Here is a 15,725-nt window from a genome sequence, read left to right as displayed (position 1 = left end):
TTACTTGCCGGCCTTCGCCGCCTTCGCGGCCGCCTTCATCTCCTGCTTGAACGCCCGGACCTTGGCCAGCGACTCGGGCCCCGTGATGTCGGCGGCCGAACGGTAGGAGCCCTTGTCGCCGTACGAACCGGCCGCCTCGCGCCAGCCCTTGGGGGCGACGCCGTAGCGCTTGCCGAGGACCGCCACGAAGATCTTCGCCTTCTGCTCCCCGTACCCGGGCAGCGCCTTCAGCCGGGCGAGCAGCTCCCTGCCGTCCTTCACGTCCGACCACAGGGCGGTGGCATCACCGTCGTACTCGTCGACGAGGTACCGGCACAGCTGCTGCACGCGCTGCGCCATCGAGCCCGGATAGCGGTGCACGGCGGGCTTTGTCCTGAACAGCTCGGCGAAGGCCTCCGGGTCGTACGCCGCGATCTCGTGCGCGTCGAGATCCTCCCGCCCCATCCGCCCGGCGATCGTGTACGGGCCGGTGAACGCCCACTCCATCGGCACCTGCTGGTCGAGCAGCATCCCGACCAGGGCGGCCAGCGGACTGCGCCCGAGCAGCTCGTCGGCGTCGGAGTTCTGGGCGAGGTGGATCTCGGCGGGCTCGTTCGTCATGGGGTCATCATGGCGTCCGGGCCGACGGGGGGCGAGACGGGCGGGCGTCAGGGGGTGGGCCGCCGGACGCCCACAAGGGGGTGTCCGGCGGCCCACCGCCCCTCTGCAGCAGGGTGCGCCTTTCGGGGGACGGGAGCCGTTTCGGAGGCGGGGGCCGTGGGGGAGGAGAGGCCTGTGATCGTCTCAGCAGGGGAGGCTCTGATCGACCTGGTCCCCGAGCGTGCCCCGGACCGGGAACTCCCCCTCCTCGCACCCCGGCTCGGCGGCGGCCCCTTCAACACCGCCCGCGCCCTGGCCCGCCTCGGCTCCCCGGCCGCCTTCTGCTCCCGTGTCTCGACCGACCGCTTCGGCGCGGCGCTGCTCGCCGCGCTGCACGCCGACGGCGTGGACACCTCGCTCGTGCAGCGCGGGCCCGAACCCACCAGCCTCGCCGTGGCCCAGGTCGACGGGGGGTCCGGTTCGGCCTCGTACTCCTTCTACGTGGAGGGGACGGCCGACCGCCTCTTCGGCCTCCCCGCCCCGGTCGCGGTGCCCGAGGGCGTGTCGGCCGTCTGCTTCGGCACCTGCTCGCTCGTCCTCGAACCGGGCGCGACGGCCTACGACCGGCTGCTGCACGCCGCCGCGCGGCGCGGTGTGTTCACCGCGCTCGACCCCAACATCCGCCCCGGTCTGATCCCGGACCCGGCCGCCTACCGGGCCCGGTTCCTGGGCCGGCTCCCCTCCGTACGCCTCCTGAAGCTGTCCGAGGAGGACGCGGCCTGGCTCGCGGACGGCAGGCCCGTACGGGAGGCGGTCGGGCGGTGGCTGGCGGCCGGGCCGCGGGCGGTGGTGCTGACGCGGGGCGCGGACGGGCTGACGGTGTTCCCGGCGGAAGGCGGCGAGTGCTCGGTGCCCGGGGTGCGGGTGGCGGTGGTGGACACGATCGGGGCCGGCGATACGGCGTACGCGGCGCTGCTGCACGAACTCGGGCGCCGTGGCGGCTTCACCGGCACCCTGGACGCGGACGCCTGGCGTGACGTGCTCGGCTTCGCCGCACGCGCCGCTGCGGTCAGCTGCACCCGGGCCGGGGCCCAGCCGCCGTATGCGCGTGAGCTGGCGTGACGGCGTGACGGCGTGACGGCGTGACGGCGTGACGGCGCGGCGGCGCGGCGGCGCGGCGGCAGGCGCGCGGGGGCGGTCGGCGGAGCGGGGGTCCGACGGTGCGCGGGGGCGGTCGGCGGGGCGGCCACGCTGCTGACCGTGCATCACACCCCGCCGCCCGACCTCACCTCCTCCACGGCGGCTTCGTCGTGCTGCCCCGCGGTCCTGCGGGGCGCATCCGATTGGCCCACGGAGAGAGCCACAGATTGGCCTACAGCAGGGAGCCACTCGCTGCCTACCGTGGCGGCCATGACGCCCCTGCTTCCGCCCCGAGGCCCGCAACGCACCCTTGCCCTGGCCCAGTTGAGCAACTCCGTCGGTGACGGCGCGTACTACGTCACCTCCGCCCTGTACTTCACGCACGTCGTGGGCCTCTCCCCCGCCCGTATCGGCCTCGGACTGACCGTCGCCTGGGCGGTCGGCTCGATCGTCGGGGCCCCGCTGGGCTCCCTCGCCGACCGCAGGGGCCCGCGGGGCACCGCGGTGCTGCTGGCGCTCGCGACCGCCGTCTCGGTCGCGTCCTTCCTGGTCGTCCGGGACTTCGCGGCCTTCGTCGGCGCGGCCTGCGTCTACGCCACCGCCCAGTCCGGTCTCGCCGCGTCCCGCCAGGCGCTGCTCGCCGGACTTGTCGGCCGGGCCGAGCGCACCCGGGTGCTCGCCCATCTGCAGTCCACCGGCAACGGCGGCCTGACCATCGGCGCCGGACTCGGCGGGGTGGCCCTCTCGGTCGGCGGCCACAGCGCGTATCTCGCGGTCTTCGCCCTCGACGCGGTGAGCTTCCTGCTCTGCGCCTTCGTCCTGTTCCGGCTGCCCGCGCCGCCGCCCGCCCCACCCGTGCAGGGTGCCACCCTCCAAGTGCTGCGCGACCGCCCGTACGCCGTGCTCACCCTCCTGAACGCGGTGCTGTTGCTGCGGATGCCGCTGCTCAGCATCGCCATCCCGCTGTGGATCACCGAGCGCACCACCGCCCCCGAGTGGCTGGTCTCCGCGCTCTTCATCCTCAACTGCGGTGCCGTGATGCTCTTCCAGGTCAGGATGGCCACCGGCATCACGGGGCTGGCCACCGCCACCCGGGCGCTGCGCCGCTCGGGCCTGCTGATGGTGCCGACCTGTGCGGTGTTCGCGCTCTCGGCCCGGGGTACGCCGTGGGTGGCGGCGGCCGTCCTGGTCGTCGGTGCGGTGCTCCTCGTGATCGCCGAGATGTGGCAGTCGGCGGGTGCCTGGCAGCTCAGCTTCGACCTCGCTCCGGCCGGACGGATCGGCGAGTACCAGGGCTTCTTCGGTACGGGCGTGACGATCGCCCGTACGGCCGGGCCGCTGCTCCTGACCCTGCTGCTCATCGACCTGGGCACGGCGGGCTGGCTGCTCACCGGCGGTCTGCTGGCGCTCGCCTCGTACGCGCTCGGGCCGGTCTCGCGCTGGGCGGCCCGTACCCGTACCGCCGCCGACTCCCGGGGGAGCGGGCGCGGGTCCGAGCCCGGGCCCGGACTAGCCGATGGGGCCGAGCAGTTGGTCGAGTGAGGCTTCGAGCCGCTCCAGGGACACGTTCAGCTCCTTGCGCAGCAGGCACAGCAGGCTCGGCTGGAAGGCGCCGAGCAGCAGATGGGCCAGGACCGGGGCGTCCAGATCGGGCCGGGCCTCGCGGATCAGCAGCTGCACATGCGTATGGACGATCCGGTACGGCCCGCTCTGGTAGCGGGCGGCGGCCGAGGCGCTCTCGGCGGCGAGCATCAGCTCCTCCGCCTCCAGCATGTACGCGGCGTACGCGTGCAGGAAGGCGCGCAGCCGTTCGGCGGCCGGGGCGCCCGGGCCCAGCGGGGGCGGCCCGCTCATGAACGCGGCCTGGAAGCGCTGCTCCCCGTCGTCGAGGAGGGCGAGCAGCAGGGTCGAGACATCGCCGAAGCGCCGGTAGACCGTGCCGACGCCGATCCCGCTCGCGTGCGCGACCCCGTTCATCGTGAGCGCCTTCGCGCCCTGCTCGGCGACGATCCGCCGGGCCGCGTCCAGGATCCGGCGCCGGTTGCGGGCGGCATCGGCGCGCTCGGGGGGCGCCTGACCGGCCAGGGGCAGAAGGGGCGACTGCCCGGCCATGGGCAGGACGGGCGCCGCTCCTGCAGTGGGCGGGAGTGCGGAGCTCGACGGCTCGGCGGGGATGCGCGGCGGCTCGGCGGGGATGCGCGGCGGCTCGTTCATATACGCAGATTACGGGACGCACGGAGAAGCGGAAAGGTATCCACTTCCTCTTGCGGAGTGGATACCCATCCGCTTAACTGGAGCCCGCGCCGAACCGGATGTGAATCCGGTTCCCGGCTCGACCGGCGGCGCACCCGTTACCGCGAACCGCCACCTGCGTACCGCCTACTCCGTGCCCGGGAAGGGGTCACCCGTCATGTCCAGCACCGCCCCCAAGGTCGCCGTCGTCTACTACTCGGCCACCGGCAACGTCCACCAGCTCGCCAAGTCCCTCGCCGAGGGCGCCGAGAAGGCCGGCGCCGAGGTGAGGCTGCGGCGGGCGCCCGAACTCGCCCCCGACGCGGCGATCGACTCCAACCCGGCCTGGCGCGCCCACATCGACGCCGTATCCGACGAGGTGCCCGTCGCCACCCTCGACGACCTGGCCTGGGCCGATGCGTACGCCTTCGGCTCGCCCACCCGCTACGGCAACATCGCCAGCCAGCTCAAGCAGCTCCTCGACTCGACCGGCGGCCTGTGGCAGGAGGGCACGTTCCAGGACAAGCCCTTCACCGGCTTCACCTCCGCGCACAACGCGCACGGCGGCAACGAGTCCACGCTGCTCGCCCTCTACAACACCGCTCACCACTGGGGCTCCCTGATCGTCTCGCCCGGCTTCACCGACGGCGCGGTCTACGCGGCCGGCGGCAACCCGTACGGCACGGTGCACGTGGGCAGCAGCGGTGACGTCGCGGACTCGACGCTCGACGCGGCCCGCTACCAGGGGGAGCGGCTGGCGAAGATCGCGGCGAAGCTCGCCTGATTCCGGCGCCCGGTCCGATTCCGGCGCCCGGTCCGATTCCGGCGCCTGCTCCGGGCGCCAGTCCCGGACGTCCCGATGTGCTGTCCAGTTGGCCTAAGTTGGCCTATAGGTCAGAAACTGACCTATAGGCCAACTAGCCTTCGGGCCATGGAGACTTACGACGACGGAGTGGAAGTCATCGTCCCCGCGAGCGCGGGCGAGCTGGAGGCCTGGCTGGAGGAGTGTCACACGGAGCGTACGGCGCTCTGGGTGAAGATCGCCAAGAAGCACACCGGCATCCCGAGCCTCACCTGGGAGGAACTCGTCGAGCAGGTGCTCTGCTTCGGCTGGATCGACGGTCAGCGCCGCTCGTACGACGCCACGTACTACCTGCAGAAGGTGACCCCGCGCCGCCCGCGTTCCATCTGGTCCGAGATCAACGTCGGCAAGGCGCAGGCGCTCATCGATGCCGGCCGGATGCGTCCGCGCGGCCTCGCGGAGGTCGAGGCCGCGCGGACGGACGGCCGCTGGGAGGCGGCGTACGCCTCACCGAAGAACGCCGAGCCGCCCGCCGAGCTGATCGCCGCCCTCGACGCGAACCCGGCGGCCCGCGCGCTCTTCGACTCGCTCGGCCGTTCCGACCGCTACGCCGTGCTGCACCGCCTCATCACCGCGCGCACCGAGAAGACCCGGCAGGCGCGCATCGAGCGGATGGTGGCGACGATGGCGGAGGGGCGGAAGGTCAACGAGCCCGCGCGCAAGGCGGGCGGGGCGGCCCGCAAGAGCGACGAGCCTGCCCGGAAGGGGGATGGTCCGGCCGGCAAGGGGAACGGTCCGGCCGGCAAGAGGGATGGTCCGCTCGGCAAGGAGGGACGGTCCGGCCCGGAAGCCGAAGGGTGACGGCTGACCGGGCGGGCCGGTCAGACCAGCCACTCCCCGTCCCGCATCAGCGTGCGGCCCGCGAGCTCGTTCGACTCGCGCCAGGCCTGGACGCGGCGGGGGGTGAGCCGGAACCACCGGTACGCGTCCGCGTCGGACTGCGCACGCGGATCCCAGCCGCTCGACTCCGCGAACCAGGCGTGCGTCTCCTCGCCCAGCTCCTCGGCGGTGTGCGTCAGTACCGGGCCGTCGATCATCACCACGTCCCTGGTCGGTCCTAGGCCGATCCTCGCACGTCCCGAAGCGGCGAGGCTGCGGCCCGTCGGGCTGGTGGCCTTGGTCGCGAAGAGCAGGGACGTGCCGTCCCAGGCGAAGGACAGCGGTACGAGATACGGCGCCCCCGTCTGCGGATCCGCGCTCGCCACCCACAGATCGACGTCGTGCTCGAGCCGCTTCAACGTGTCCTTCTTGCGCTGCTCGGCGCTTCTGGCAGGCGGATTCGCCATCGGGCCCTCCCTGGGTCTGCGTGCGGCTGACGCTAGCTGGCCATGATCACCTCCGTAAATGGCGAGCGGGGTGTTGACGCCCGATGGCTAACGGCGTTAGCTTGTGGCTAACATAGTTAGCCAGTCAGTGGGTCGAGCGGATCGAGGGAGTCGTCATGACCGGTACGAGCCACCAGGCGAACGCGAACGGGACGCAGGGTTCAACCGCCCCGGCCGCCACGCAGTACCTGGACACCCCGAGCGGCCGTATCGCCTACGACGTGACCGGCGAGGGCCCGCTGGTCGTCATGGCGCCGGGCATGGGCGATGTGCGCGCCGTCTACCGCCACCTCGTCCCGCACCTCGTCGCCGCCGGCCACCGCGTCGCCACCATGGACCTGCGCGGCCACGGCGAAAGCGGAACGGACTGGAGCTCGTACACCACCTCGGCCGTCGGCGCCGACTACGTGGCCCTGATCCGCCACCTCGGCGGCGGCCCGGCCACCGTCGTCGGCCAGTCCTTCTCGCCGGACTCGGCCGTCACCGCCGCCGCCGAACTCCCCGACGACATCACGGGAGTCGTGGCCCTCTCCCCATGGGCCGCGGAACCGCAGCAGGGAGCGTTCACGAAGTGGCTCACCGGCCGCGCCCTGCGCTCCCCGTTCCTCTGGGGCCTTTTCTACGCCTCCCTGCACAAGGGCCCCAAGCCCGCCGACTTCAAGGCACACCTGCGTACGGTCAAGTCCCGGCTGCGCGAAGCCGGCCGCACCGAGGCCTTCATCGCGGTGAACGCCCCCGGCGCCAAGGACTCGGCGGCCGACCGGCCCCGCGTCCAGCAGCCCGCCCTGATCCTGATGGGCGCGAAGGACCCCGACTTCAAGAGCCCGCGCGCCGAGGCGGAGACCTTCGCCTCGACCCTCGGCGGCCCCTGCGAGATCGTCCTCCTCGAGGGCGCGGGCCACTACCCGCAGGCGGAGTTCCCCGCGGAGACGGCCGCGGCCCTCCTCCCGTTCCTGAAGCGGACCACGCGGGCCTGATCCGCCGCACACCACCGGGCACCGGGCATCGGGCACCCCCGAAGTCCATACTCCAGAAACAGATAGGGGCACCCCCCGCCCAAGCCCCGCGCGAACTCCCCCGCCTGCACCACGCGTTGCTGAACGGATGGCCGGCCCGTCCCGCGCCGGCTCCCGCTGACCCCGGCCCTGCTCGGCTCCGCCACGCTCGCCCCGTACGGCGTCATCGGCACCCCGCAGCCCAGGCAGCAGGGTGCGCGTCAGGCACCCCGCAGCCCGGGCAGCAGCACGTCCTGCAGCAGACCCAGTGCGGTCAGGACGGCCAGGACCAGGAACACCACGCCCACCACCGAGGCGAACAGCGGGCCCAGGCGCCACAGCTTCTCCACGAAGATGATCACCGACACCGCGGCCATCGCCGCGATGTTCATCGAACCCAGCGGAATCAGGACGATCATCAGGCCCCAGCAGCAGCCGACGCAGTACAGCCCGTGGTGGATCCCCACGCGAAGGTCCCTGGCCCGCGTACGAAAGCCGGCGTAGCGCACCAGCTGGCTCATGGGGCTGCGGCAGTGGCGCAGGCAGATGTTCTTCAGCGGGCTGAACTGCTGCACGGCGGCGGCCAGGAAGGCGCCCGTGCCGATCCACCGCGCGGCTTGCGGATGCCCCTGCACCAGATCGCCGAACAGGACGAGCAGCCCGTAGACGAGCAGGCCGAACACCGCCCAGGCGAGCAGGTACCCGGTCACGAACAGGGTGGTCCGCAGCAGCCGAGCGGCCCCCGATGCCTGCCGGCCGATGGCCCGGGCCCAGGTGACGGCCACCGGCGCCACGGACGGGAACATCATGGCGGCCATCATGGCCACCCAGAGCAGCAGGAACAGCGACAGGCTCATGCCCATCGTCCCCGCGCCCGCTCCCATGCCCATGCCCATGTCCCCGTCCGTGCCCATGCCGTCCGCCTGTGCGATCACCAGAACCCAGGCGAGCAGGGCGATCAGCGTCATGAGGAACCAGGCGGCGGCCAGCTGCCGGGGCGGGAGCAGATCACCGGACCGCAGGGGCGGGGTGAGCCGTTCTCGTCGTGGCCTCATGCTTCCAGCCCACCACGGGTAACGGCGGGGTGCGCGTCGGTGGCGGGGCGAGGGCGGGGCGAGGGCGGAGGGAGGGCGGAGGGAGGGCGGACGGGAGGCCGTGGGTGGCCGGGCGGAGGGGAGGCCGTGGGTGGTCCGCTGCCCTGGCCCGCTGCCGTATCCGGTGGGACAATAAGGATTAATGACGCGATTGCCGGGCCCGAGGCGGAGTTCGGCACCGGCGCAATCCCCCGATCGCACTCTCCCCTCGGATCCCCTCCCGCACGGCCCGGCGTCGTACGAAAGCCGTGTGCGCCATGTGCAAGGAGGCGGCGAGATGTCCGAGACGACACAGACCATTCCGAAGTGGCACGTGTCCGGCGACTGGTTCGACACGTGTCGATGCAATGTCCCCTGCCCCTGTTCGTTCGCGCAGCCACCGACCGAAGGGTTCTGCGACGGAATCCTGGCCTGGCACATCAATGAGGGCCGCTACGGCGAGGTCGTCATGGACGGGCTCAACGTGCTGATGGTGGCGTCCTTCGTCGGCAACGTATGGGGCGAGCACTCCGATGCGTACGCGGCGGTCTTCCTCGACGAGCGTGCCGACACCGAGCAGCGCGAAGCACTGCACATGATCTTCAGCGGTCAGGCCGGCAGCTGGCCCACGGAGATGATCGAGATGTTCGGGGCCGAGATGCGCGGCATGGACTTCGCCCCCATCGAGTTCGAGGTCGACGACGACCTCGGCAAGTGGCGGGCCGCGGTCCCGGGCCGGGTCGAGGCCAGCGCGGTCGCCCTCACAGGGCCGACGACACCGGAGGGCGCACGCGTCCAGACGACCAACCTCCCCGGTTCGGAAACCGGCCCGGGCCAGGTCGCGACCTGGGGCCGCGCGGTGAAGGACCACGCCGACGCCTTCGAATTCCGCTGGAGCCGCGAGGGCCAGTCCAGCAAGCACATCACCTTCGACTGGTCGGGACCGAACTGAGCGCACGAGGCACGAGCCGGGGGCGGCAGTCCGGGCCTCGGCCTCGGGCCTCGGCCTCGGGCCTGCCCCGGTACATCCGCCCCGGTTCTTCCGCCCGTTCTTCCGCCGGTTCATCCACCCTGGTTCTTCCGCCGGTTCCGCCGCCGGTTCATCCCCCGGTTCATCCCCCGGTTCCGCCGCCGGTAGTACGACACCGTCACGAGCGCCAGCAGGGGCCCCCAGAGCACCAGAGGTGCGTAGCAGACGGTCATCACCCACCACAGGACTCCGTCGGGTGCTTCGGGCGCCCCCATGTTCTCCGCGCTGTTCCAGGTGAACGCCCCGACGAGGCCCAGGTAGGTGACGAGGGCCGCCCCCACCGAGGCCGGGATCACCGCCGCCATGGTTGGGATCCGCCGCCCGCCGAGCCCGGGAACCCACCGCGGCAGCACCTCGCCCCACCGCTGGACGAGCCCCAGTGTCAGCAGCGCGAGGGCCTCGGCGAAGAGGCTCAGCCCCACCAGGTAGAAGGACCCCTTGCCGGGGAAGCGGGACGGATCGAGAAACCCGTCGAACCCGGAGTCCCACCCGAAGGCGATGGCGAACCGCCACACCCCGGAGGGCAGCACGCTCAGGGCCACGGCGTGCGCGGCCCACCGGACGGGCCGGGAGACGACCGGCTTGGCGGGCCCGCCCTGCCCGTCCAGCTCGTCCTGCCGGCCTTGCCTGTCCAACTCGTCCTGCCGGCCTTGCCCGTCCAGCCCGTCCAGCCCGTCCAGCCCGTCCGGCAGGGATCCGGCCGACGACGCACCGCCCACGCCCGACGGCGTGTTCCGCCTCCGCACAGGTCCACGAGCGACCAGCGTGTCAGTCACGACGGGCCTCCGCCGCGGGCGCGGGTGTCTTCGGCAGATCGGCGTGTACGACCTTGAAGCCGCCCTTCTTGACCACGGTGAACGGCGCGGGAGCCATGCACGTACCCACCTCGGACTCCACGATCTCGCCCGCCTCGTCGCTCCCCTCGGGGTCGACGTTCACGACCCCCCAGGAGAACCCGAGCCGGTCCGGCTCACCCTTGCGCCCCTGCTGGACGCTGATGCCGATGCGCTTGCCGACGCGCCCGACGCTCGACTTCGTGATCACGGCGGTGAGCGTGGCCGTGCGCCCGCTGGTCACCAGACAGTCGACCCGGGCCTCGGCGACGGCGGCCTCGCCGCCGTTCGGCACGCCGTGGCTGAACTTCACCGTGCCCCGGGCATCCGTGGCCATCCCGTTGCGGGCCATCGGATGCGGCAGCGGCCGGGAGAACGGCACCGACTCCGCGTCGACCGTGAAGCGGATGTCGTCGTCGGGCGATTCGACGTACCGGATACGCGCCGATCCATGAACATTGGCGACCCGCACCGGCTTCTCGGCGACCGCCGCCTGCGTGCCCTGCCCCGCTGCGGGAGAGGGCCCCGCCGCCACAGTGGCGAGCACACCGGCCGCACCGACCACCCCGATCAACTTGATACGCATTCCGTCCGACTTGATTCGCATGCTGAACTCCTGTGTTCCCAGGGCCATTTACCGAACGGCTCAAGCCTCGCCCGGGCACCGCACCCCCGCCCATCCGCCGATCGGCATAAAGATCGCCCGCTCGGCGTCCGGCCACCGCGCCTCCCTCTGCCGATCGGCAGAGGCGCCACCACCCGACCTGCCCATACGCTGATCCGCATGGGGGACACAACATCGGTGGCAGAGCTCGCATTCGGCAGCGTCACGACGGTGGCCGCATCCGCCACCATCGCCTGGGCCCTGGGGAGACACCCCCTGGGCGCTGTCTCCCGCCGCCGCACCCCGCCAGGACTCCACCGCCTGGCCCGCCCCACGGCGGCCTGCGCGGCACTCTCCCTGCTCACCTCCGTCGCCATCCCGGCGGAACACATCAACTCCGCCTGGAAGATGGCCGAGGCGGGCCTCCTCCTGCTCCTCCTGGCCGCGACGACCCGCTGGTCGCCGCTGCGCGAACTCCGCGTGGCCGTCCCCCTGGCCGCTCTGGCCGTCGCTCTCTGGCCGGTCCCGCTCGTCTCCGGCGAATCCTTCCTGGAGTCCATGGGCATCGCCACCTTCTGGCTGCTCCCCGCCCTGGCCGCGGTGGCCGTCGGCGCCTACCCCCGCCGTCAGGAGCACCACAGGCGGCTCGCGGTCGCCGAGGCGCGCCGCGTGCAGCGCCTTCAACTCTCCCGCGACCTGCATGACTTCGTGGCCCACGACATCAGCGGCATCGTCGTCCAGGCCCAGGCGGCCCGCTTCCTGGCGGCCACCGACCCTGCCCAGGCGGTACCGGCCCTCGAACGCATCGAGAAGGCGGGCCTGAGCGCCCTGGCCTCCATGGACCGTACGATCCTGATGCTGCACGGTCCTGAGACGGCGACCACGACCGCCCTGCCCGGTATCGACCAACTCCCCGCCCTGATAGCCGAGTTCAGCTCGGCCGGCACCACCCGCGCGCACCTGGACATGCCCGCCGGAGCTACGGACGGACTCTCGCGCGAGGCGGGCGCTGCCGCGTACCGCATCACGGCCGAGGCACTGACGAACATCCGCAGACACGCCCCGGCCGCCACCCATGCGACGGTCACCCTGACCCCGACCCCCACCACGGTGGAACTCCACATCACAAACAACAACCCCACGAACCCCAAGAACCCCGCAAACCGCACCCATGCCGCGGACTCCACCCCCTGCCCCCGCGAAGGCGGCGGCCTGGGCCTCCCCGCCCTCACCGAACACACCGAGGCCCTGGGCGGCACGCTGATGGCGGGTCCGTATCAGGACGGCTGGCGACTCACCGCCGTACTCCCGACAGACCTCCCGACAGATTCCGAGGCACGGTCATGACCACCCCGGCCGCCCCGACCCGCATCCTCCTGGCCGACGACCAGGCGGACGTACGCAGCGGATTCCGCCTGATCCTCGACTCCCAGCCGGACATGACGGTCGTCGGCGAGGCGCCGGACGGCGACACCGCCCTCTCCCTCGCCCGTACTCTCCGCCCCGACCTGGTGCTCGCCGACATCCGGATGCCGGGCGCGGACGGCCTGGAGGTCACCCGCCGCCTGGCAGGCCCGGACGCCACCGACCCGACGCGCGTCCTGGTCGTCACGACCTTCGACCACGACGACTACGTCCGCACCGCCCTGCGCGACGGCGCCTGCGGCTTCCTCCTCAAACGCTCGGGCCCCGGCCTGCTGCTCGAGGGCGTACGGGCCGCCATGGCGGGCGACATCCTCATCAGCCCGCAGATCACGGTCACCCTCCTGCGCTCCCTGCCCACGACGAAACCCACCGCCCCCTCACCGCTGACCTCCCGCGAGGAGGAAATAGCCCGCCTGGTCGCGGAAGGCCTCACCAACGCCGAGATCGGCACCAGACTCTTCATCTCCGCAGGCACGGCCAAGACCCACATCGCCAACATCCAGGCAAAGCTGAAGGCACGCAACCGGGTCGGCATAGCCGCCTGGGCCTGGGAGACGGGCCTGATCGCCGGGCGTGGGGAGCGCTGAGGCATGACCGGGAGTGGTGTCCGGAGCCGGCCTGCTCAAGCAGCAGGGCCTGCCTCGGCCTTCTGTCGGAGGCCGCTGACATGATTCCCGGATGGCTCCCGGCTCCCTCGTGTTTCAGCAGCTCACCTCATCCGATGACGTCACCGCCAAGCACCGAAGCGCCCTTGCCGAGTGCTGGGTCGAGGTCACCAACGCAGGCGGTGCAGCAGGCTTCCCCTTCCCGCCCGTCGACGTGGACACGGTGACGCCTGCCCTCGATCGCCTCATCGATCAGCTCGCCCCCGACACCAGCCGAATCGTCACGGCGACCATGGACGGCGAACTCGCAGGCTGGCTCAACGTCCGCCGCGACCGATTCGAACTGATCGCGCACTGGGGAACCCTCCACCACGTCCAGACCCGCACTGCCGTGCGAGGGCTGGGCATCGGGCGGGCGCTCATGGAGGAGGTGCGCAGAATCGCCAGGGACGAGATGGGTCTGGAACAATTGCGCCTCGCGGCCCGCGGCGGCATGGGCCTGGAGGCCTTCTACGGCCGGCTCGGCTGGCATGAGACCGGCCGATGGCCCGGCGCTCTCCGGCTCACCCCGAGCGACGATCGCGACGAGATCCTCATGATGCTCGCCCCGCTCTGAGCCTCCACGTGGTTCTCCAGGTTCGGCAGGGAGGGTGCCGCCCGACTTCCGAACCTAAAGATTCAATGGGCCGGCGGCGCTTGGCTGGGCAGGTTTGGGCATCGGCCCGCTGCACACGCTGGATCCCGCCCCCACCAGGCACGATGCCGGCTTCTCCGAGACGGGGCCGGCCGGCTCTTCAGCGTTTAGAGCGCGGTATTCAGGTTTTGCACGCTCAGCCCCTTCCTCTCGTTGCTCCGCCTTGCCGGTCGGCGGACATTACCTGGCGGCGCCTGCGGTGCCTGCCGTGCTGCGAGGCGCGTCCCCCACCCCCGAAGAAGGAGCGAACGTGAACAGAGCGAACGTGAACAGACGGACACGTGCCGTCCTGACGGCCCTCGGTGCGGCGTTCGCCGTCGCTGTCTCCGTGCTCCCGGCAGGCAGTGCCGGGGCCGCGGCACCGGCCCCGCCCCCGGAGCACGACCTGAAGCAGGCCGTGAGCGGTGCGATGCAGGACCGGCTCGGCACCCAGGCCAGGGGCGGTTACGGGCTGGCAGCCTCGGCGAAGCTGGATATCCTGGTCGAGCCGCAGCGGTGGTCCGCCAACGGGACCTGGACGTTCGGAAGTTCGGCGTTCCTGATCCCCCGCGGTGTCGAAACCTCCCCCGTGGTATCGCTGTTCGTCGCCCGGCGCTCGGGCAGCACCTGGCAGGTCGGCCTCCAGGGCACCCCGGCCTTCGCCGCTCTGTCGCAACGCGCCCCCTCCGCGGTGGTCAAGGATTCCGAGCGCGCCCCGTTCGTCCGTACTTCGTCACCCGAGCCGCGCGCCGCCACCGGTCTCTCGCTGCCGTGGCGGCAGAACACCGGCTGGGCCCACTGGGGTGTGCACGGCAACAGCGGCACGTCCCGCCCGTACAACTCGATCGACTTCTACGGCGGCGACGGCAACGTGCGTGCCTCGCGGGCCGGGACGCTGTACCGGCACTGCACCAGCGGCGGCCGGTGGCCCTACCTGACGGTGATGCACGACAACGGCTACACCACCGGCTACTACCACCTGCGCGACACCACCAACAAGTCCTCGGGAAGCACGGTGGCCCACGGCGAGTACCTCGGCAGGATCGCGGAGGAACTCCCGTGCGGCGGCTCGGCCAACGGCGACCACACGCACTGGACCCTGTGGTCGGGATCGGGCGGCAACACCCCGGTGGCGGTACAGGGCAAGGTGATCGGCGGCTGGACCTGGTACGAAGGCTGGTCGGCCTACCAGGGGTACGCCGAGCGGGCCGGGGTCCGCATCTACGGCAACCAGTGCTGCAACCTCATCAACCACGGAGGCGGCGGCGACCCCGGCAGGTTCTTCGAGAACACCGCCGACTTCGACATCCCTGACCAGGGCCAGGCCGAGTCACCCATCACCGTGAGCGGGATCAGCGGAAACGCGCCCACGTCCCTGTCGGTGTACCAAGACGTCCACCACACCTGGCGCGGCGATCTGCGGATCGACCTCATCGGCCCCAGCGGCACGGCCTACCGGCTGCGCAGCCCCGACCCCGACGACGACGGCGACATCATTCACGAGACCGACACGGTCGACGTCTCCGCGGAGACTGCGAACGGCGTCTGGAAGCTGCGGGTCACGGACACAGCGGTCAACGACAGCGGCTATGTCGACGCGTGGAGCCTGACCTTCTGATCCCTGAGCGGCGAACTAGTTGGTCCGCCGATCTCGACTGCGTCTCCGCCCCCGGGTACCTTCGTGCTCGTCCGGGGGCGGACGTATGCCGTCAGGAGGACCCCGCACATGGTGACCAGCACGCGCACCGCACCCGGCCACGGACAGCCAGAGCTCCCGTACGCCGACTCCTTCGACGAGGCCCTGCGGACGGCCATCCAGGCCCGCGGCCTCAGCCTCGACAGACTGCACGCCCGGCTCGCGGAACGCGGCATCCAGGTCAGCGTGGCCAGCCTCTCCAACTGGCAGCGAGGACGCTGCCGCCCGGAACGCGCCCATTCGCTGCACGCCGTCCGCGCCCTGGAACAGATCCTGGGCCTGCCGCAGGAATCCCTGGTCGCCCAGCTCGGCCCGCCCCGCCCCCGCGGCCGCTGGGCCCGGCACGTCCCCGGCGCGCTGTCCTACCGCGATCTCTGCCCGGTGCCCGGCAGCGTCGGCCGGCTGCTCGGCCAGATCGAGCAGCCGGCCGACGGCCAGCTCGAATGGCTGGGCTGTCACGAGCGATTCCAGGTCGGACCCGACCGCGAGGAGCGGAGCGTGCACACCCGACTGGTGTTCCGGGCGCGGGCGGACGGCGTTGACCGCCACGTGGTGGTACACCACAACGAACTGGGCCGGCTTCCGGACATCCAGCACTGTGAGCTGCCCCGAGTTTCGTAGAGTCCGATCTTGATTGGTTCAGGCGGACTGCG

At 71.8% G+C, this 15,725-nt stretch carries 17 protein-coding genes; 11 read left to right on the top strand and 6 right to left on the bottom strand.

The window, feature by feature from the left end; genetic code table 11:
- Positions 1-600: an HhH-GPD-type base excision DNA repair protein gene (locus ACLF6P_RS01880; RefSeq protein ID WP_415947526.1), complete on the bottom strand. Its 600-nt coding sequence runs from the start codon at positions 598-600 to the stop codon at positions 1-3.
- A 174-nt stretch (positions 601-774) separates the two neighbouring features.
- Here ACLF6P_RS01880 and ACLF6P_RS01875 point away from each other — a divergent pair, with 174 nt between their 5' ends.
- Both ACLF6P_RS01875 and ACLF6P_RS01870 read left to right on the top strand, forming a co-directional pair.
- Complete coding sequence (locus ACLF6P_RS01875; protein ID WP_415947524.1) at positions 775-1,701, top strand: carbohydrate kinase family protein; 927 nt, start codon at positions 775-777, stop codon at positions 1,699-1,701.
- A 288-nt stretch (positions 1,702-1,989) separates the two neighbouring features.
- Positions 1,990-3,261 (top strand): MFS transporter, encoded by a 1,272-nt coding sequence (locus ACLF6P_RS01870; RefSeq protein ID WP_415947522.1) that lies wholly within the window; start codon positions 1,990-1,992, stop codon positions 3,259-3,261.
- On the opposite strand, the gene ACLF6P_RS01865 is transcribed toward ACLF6P_RS01870, so the two are convergent.
- Positions 3,229-3,933, bottom strand: coding sequence for a TetR/AcrR family transcriptional regulator (locus ACLF6P_RS01865; protein ID WP_415947521.1), 705 nt, complete (start codon positions 3,931-3,933; stop codon positions 3,229-3,231). The two genes, ACLF6P_RS01870 and ACLF6P_RS01865, sit on opposite strands and share 33 nt — an antisense overlap.
- A 196-nt stretch (positions 3,934-4,129) precedes the next feature.
- Here ACLF6P_RS01865 and wrbA point away from each other — a divergent pair, with 196 nt between their 5' ends.
- Together wrbA and ACLF6P_RS01855 are read left to right on the top strand one after the other, a co-directional pair.
- Positions 4,130-4,735, top strand: coding sequence for an NAD(P)H:quinone oxidoreductase (wrbA, locus tag ACLF6P_RS01860; protein ID WP_415947520.1), 606 nt, complete (start codon positions 4,130-4,132; stop codon positions 4,733-4,735).
- 147 nt (positions 4,736-4,882) lie between these two features.
- A complete protein-coding gene (locus ACLF6P_RS01855; protein WP_415947519.1) occupies positions 4,883-5,614 on the top strand; it encodes a YdeI/OmpD-associated family protein in 732 nt (243 codons plus the stop codon).
- A gap of 20 nt (positions 5,615-5,634) precedes the next feature.
- Here the strand turns inward: ACLF6P_RS01855 and ACLF6P_RS01850 are convergent, their stop codons facing one another.
- Positions 5,635-6,099 carry a pyridoxamine 5'-phosphate oxidase family protein gene (locus tag ACLF6P_RS01850; RefSeq protein WP_415947518.1) on the bottom strand — a complete coding sequence of 155 codons (465 nt, stop codon included), beginning with the start codon at positions 6,097-6,099 and terminating at the stop codon, positions 5,635-5,637.
- A 155-nt stretch (positions 6,100-6,254) separates the two neighbouring features.
- Here ACLF6P_RS01850 and ACLF6P_RS01845 point away from each other — a divergent pair, with 155 nt between their 5' ends.
- Positions 6,255-7,115 (top strand): alpha/beta fold hydrolase, encoded by an 861-nt coding sequence (locus tag ACLF6P_RS01845; RefSeq protein WP_415947517.1) that lies wholly within the window; start codon positions 6,255-6,257, stop codon positions 7,113-7,115.
- A 239-nt stretch (positions 7,116-7,354) separates the two neighbouring features.
- Here the strand turns inward: ACLF6P_RS01845 and ACLF6P_RS01840 are convergent, their stop codons facing one another.
- The gene (locus tag ACLF6P_RS01840) at positions 7,355-8,188 is read right to left on the bottom strand and encodes a DUF2182 domain-containing protein (protein ID WP_415947516.1); all 834 of its coding nucleotides are present in this window, start codon (positions 8,186-8,188) and stop codon (positions 7,355-7,357) included.
- Between the two features lie 316 nt (positions 8,189-8,504).
- Between ACLF6P_RS01840 and ACLF6P_RS01835 the strand changes: the two genes are divergently transcribed.
- A complete protein-coding gene (locus ACLF6P_RS01835) occupies positions 8,505-9,158 on the top strand; it encodes a DUF1326 domain-containing protein (RefSeq protein WP_415947515.1) in 654 nt (217 codons plus the stop codon).
- Between the two features lie 110 nt (positions 9,159-9,268).
- Here the strand turns inward: ACLF6P_RS01835 and ACLF6P_RS01830 are convergent, their stop codons facing one another.
- Positions 9,269-9,955, bottom strand: a complete 687-nt coding sequence (locus tag ACLF6P_RS01830; protein WP_415947513.1) for a hypothetical protein — start codon at positions 9,953-9,955, stop codon at positions 9,269-9,271.
- A 49-nt stretch (positions 9,956-10,004) separates the two neighbouring features.
- Complete coding sequence (locus ACLF6P_RS01825; protein ID WP_415947512.1) at positions 10,005-10,676, bottom strand: hypothetical protein; 672 nt, start codon at positions 10,674-10,676, stop codon at positions 10,005-10,007.
- A gap of 177 nt (positions 10,677-10,853) precedes the next feature.
- Here ACLF6P_RS01825 and ACLF6P_RS01820 point away from each other — a divergent pair, with 177 nt between their 5' ends.
- The 5 genes from ACLF6P_RS01820 to ACLF6P_RS01800 all read left to right on the top strand — a co-directional run bounded on the left by ACLF6P_RS01820 (position 10,854) and on the right by ACLF6P_RS01800 (position 15,693).
- Positions 10,854-12,020, top strand: coding sequence for a sensor histidine kinase (locus ACLF6P_RS01820; RefSeq protein WP_415947511.1), 1,167 nt, complete (start codon positions 10,854-10,856; stop codon positions 12,018-12,020).
- Positions 12,017-12,685, top strand: a complete 669-nt coding sequence (locus ACLF6P_RS01815; protein ID WP_415947509.1) for a response regulator — start codon at positions 12,017-12,019, stop codon at positions 12,683-12,685. Before ACLF6P_RS01820 ends, ACLF6P_RS01815 begins: the two co-directional genes overlap by 4 nt.
- 91 nt (positions 12,686-12,776) lie before the next feature.
- Entirely contained in the window at positions 12,777-13,319 is a 543-nt protein-coding gene (locus ACLF6P_RS01810; RefSeq protein WP_415947508.1) for a GNAT family N-acetyltransferase, read from the top strand.
- A 328-nt stretch (positions 13,320-13,647) separates the two neighbouring features.
- Positions 13,648-14,994, top strand: coding sequence for a proprotein convertase P-domain-containing protein (locus ACLF6P_RS01805; protein WP_415947507.1), 1,347 nt, complete (start codon positions 13,648-13,650; stop codon positions 14,992-14,994).
- Positions 14,995-15,102: 108 nt separating this feature from the next.
- Positions 15,103-15,693 carry a helix-turn-helix domain-containing protein gene (locus ACLF6P_RS01800; RefSeq protein ID WP_415947505.1) on the top strand — a complete coding sequence of 197 codons (591 nt, stop codon included), beginning with the start codon at positions 15,103-15,105 and terminating at the stop codon, positions 15,691-15,693.
- Positions 15,694-15,725 lie beyond the last annotated feature (32 nt).

The sequence above is a fragment of the Streptomyces lothianensis genome (assembly GCF_047779955.1).
Taxonomy (GTDB): Bacteria; Actinomycetota; Actinomycetes; order Streptomycetales; family Streptomycetaceae; genus Streptomyces.
Note: the sequence above shows the minus strand (reverse complement) of the source record. Positions and strands in the feature narration are given on the sequence as shown.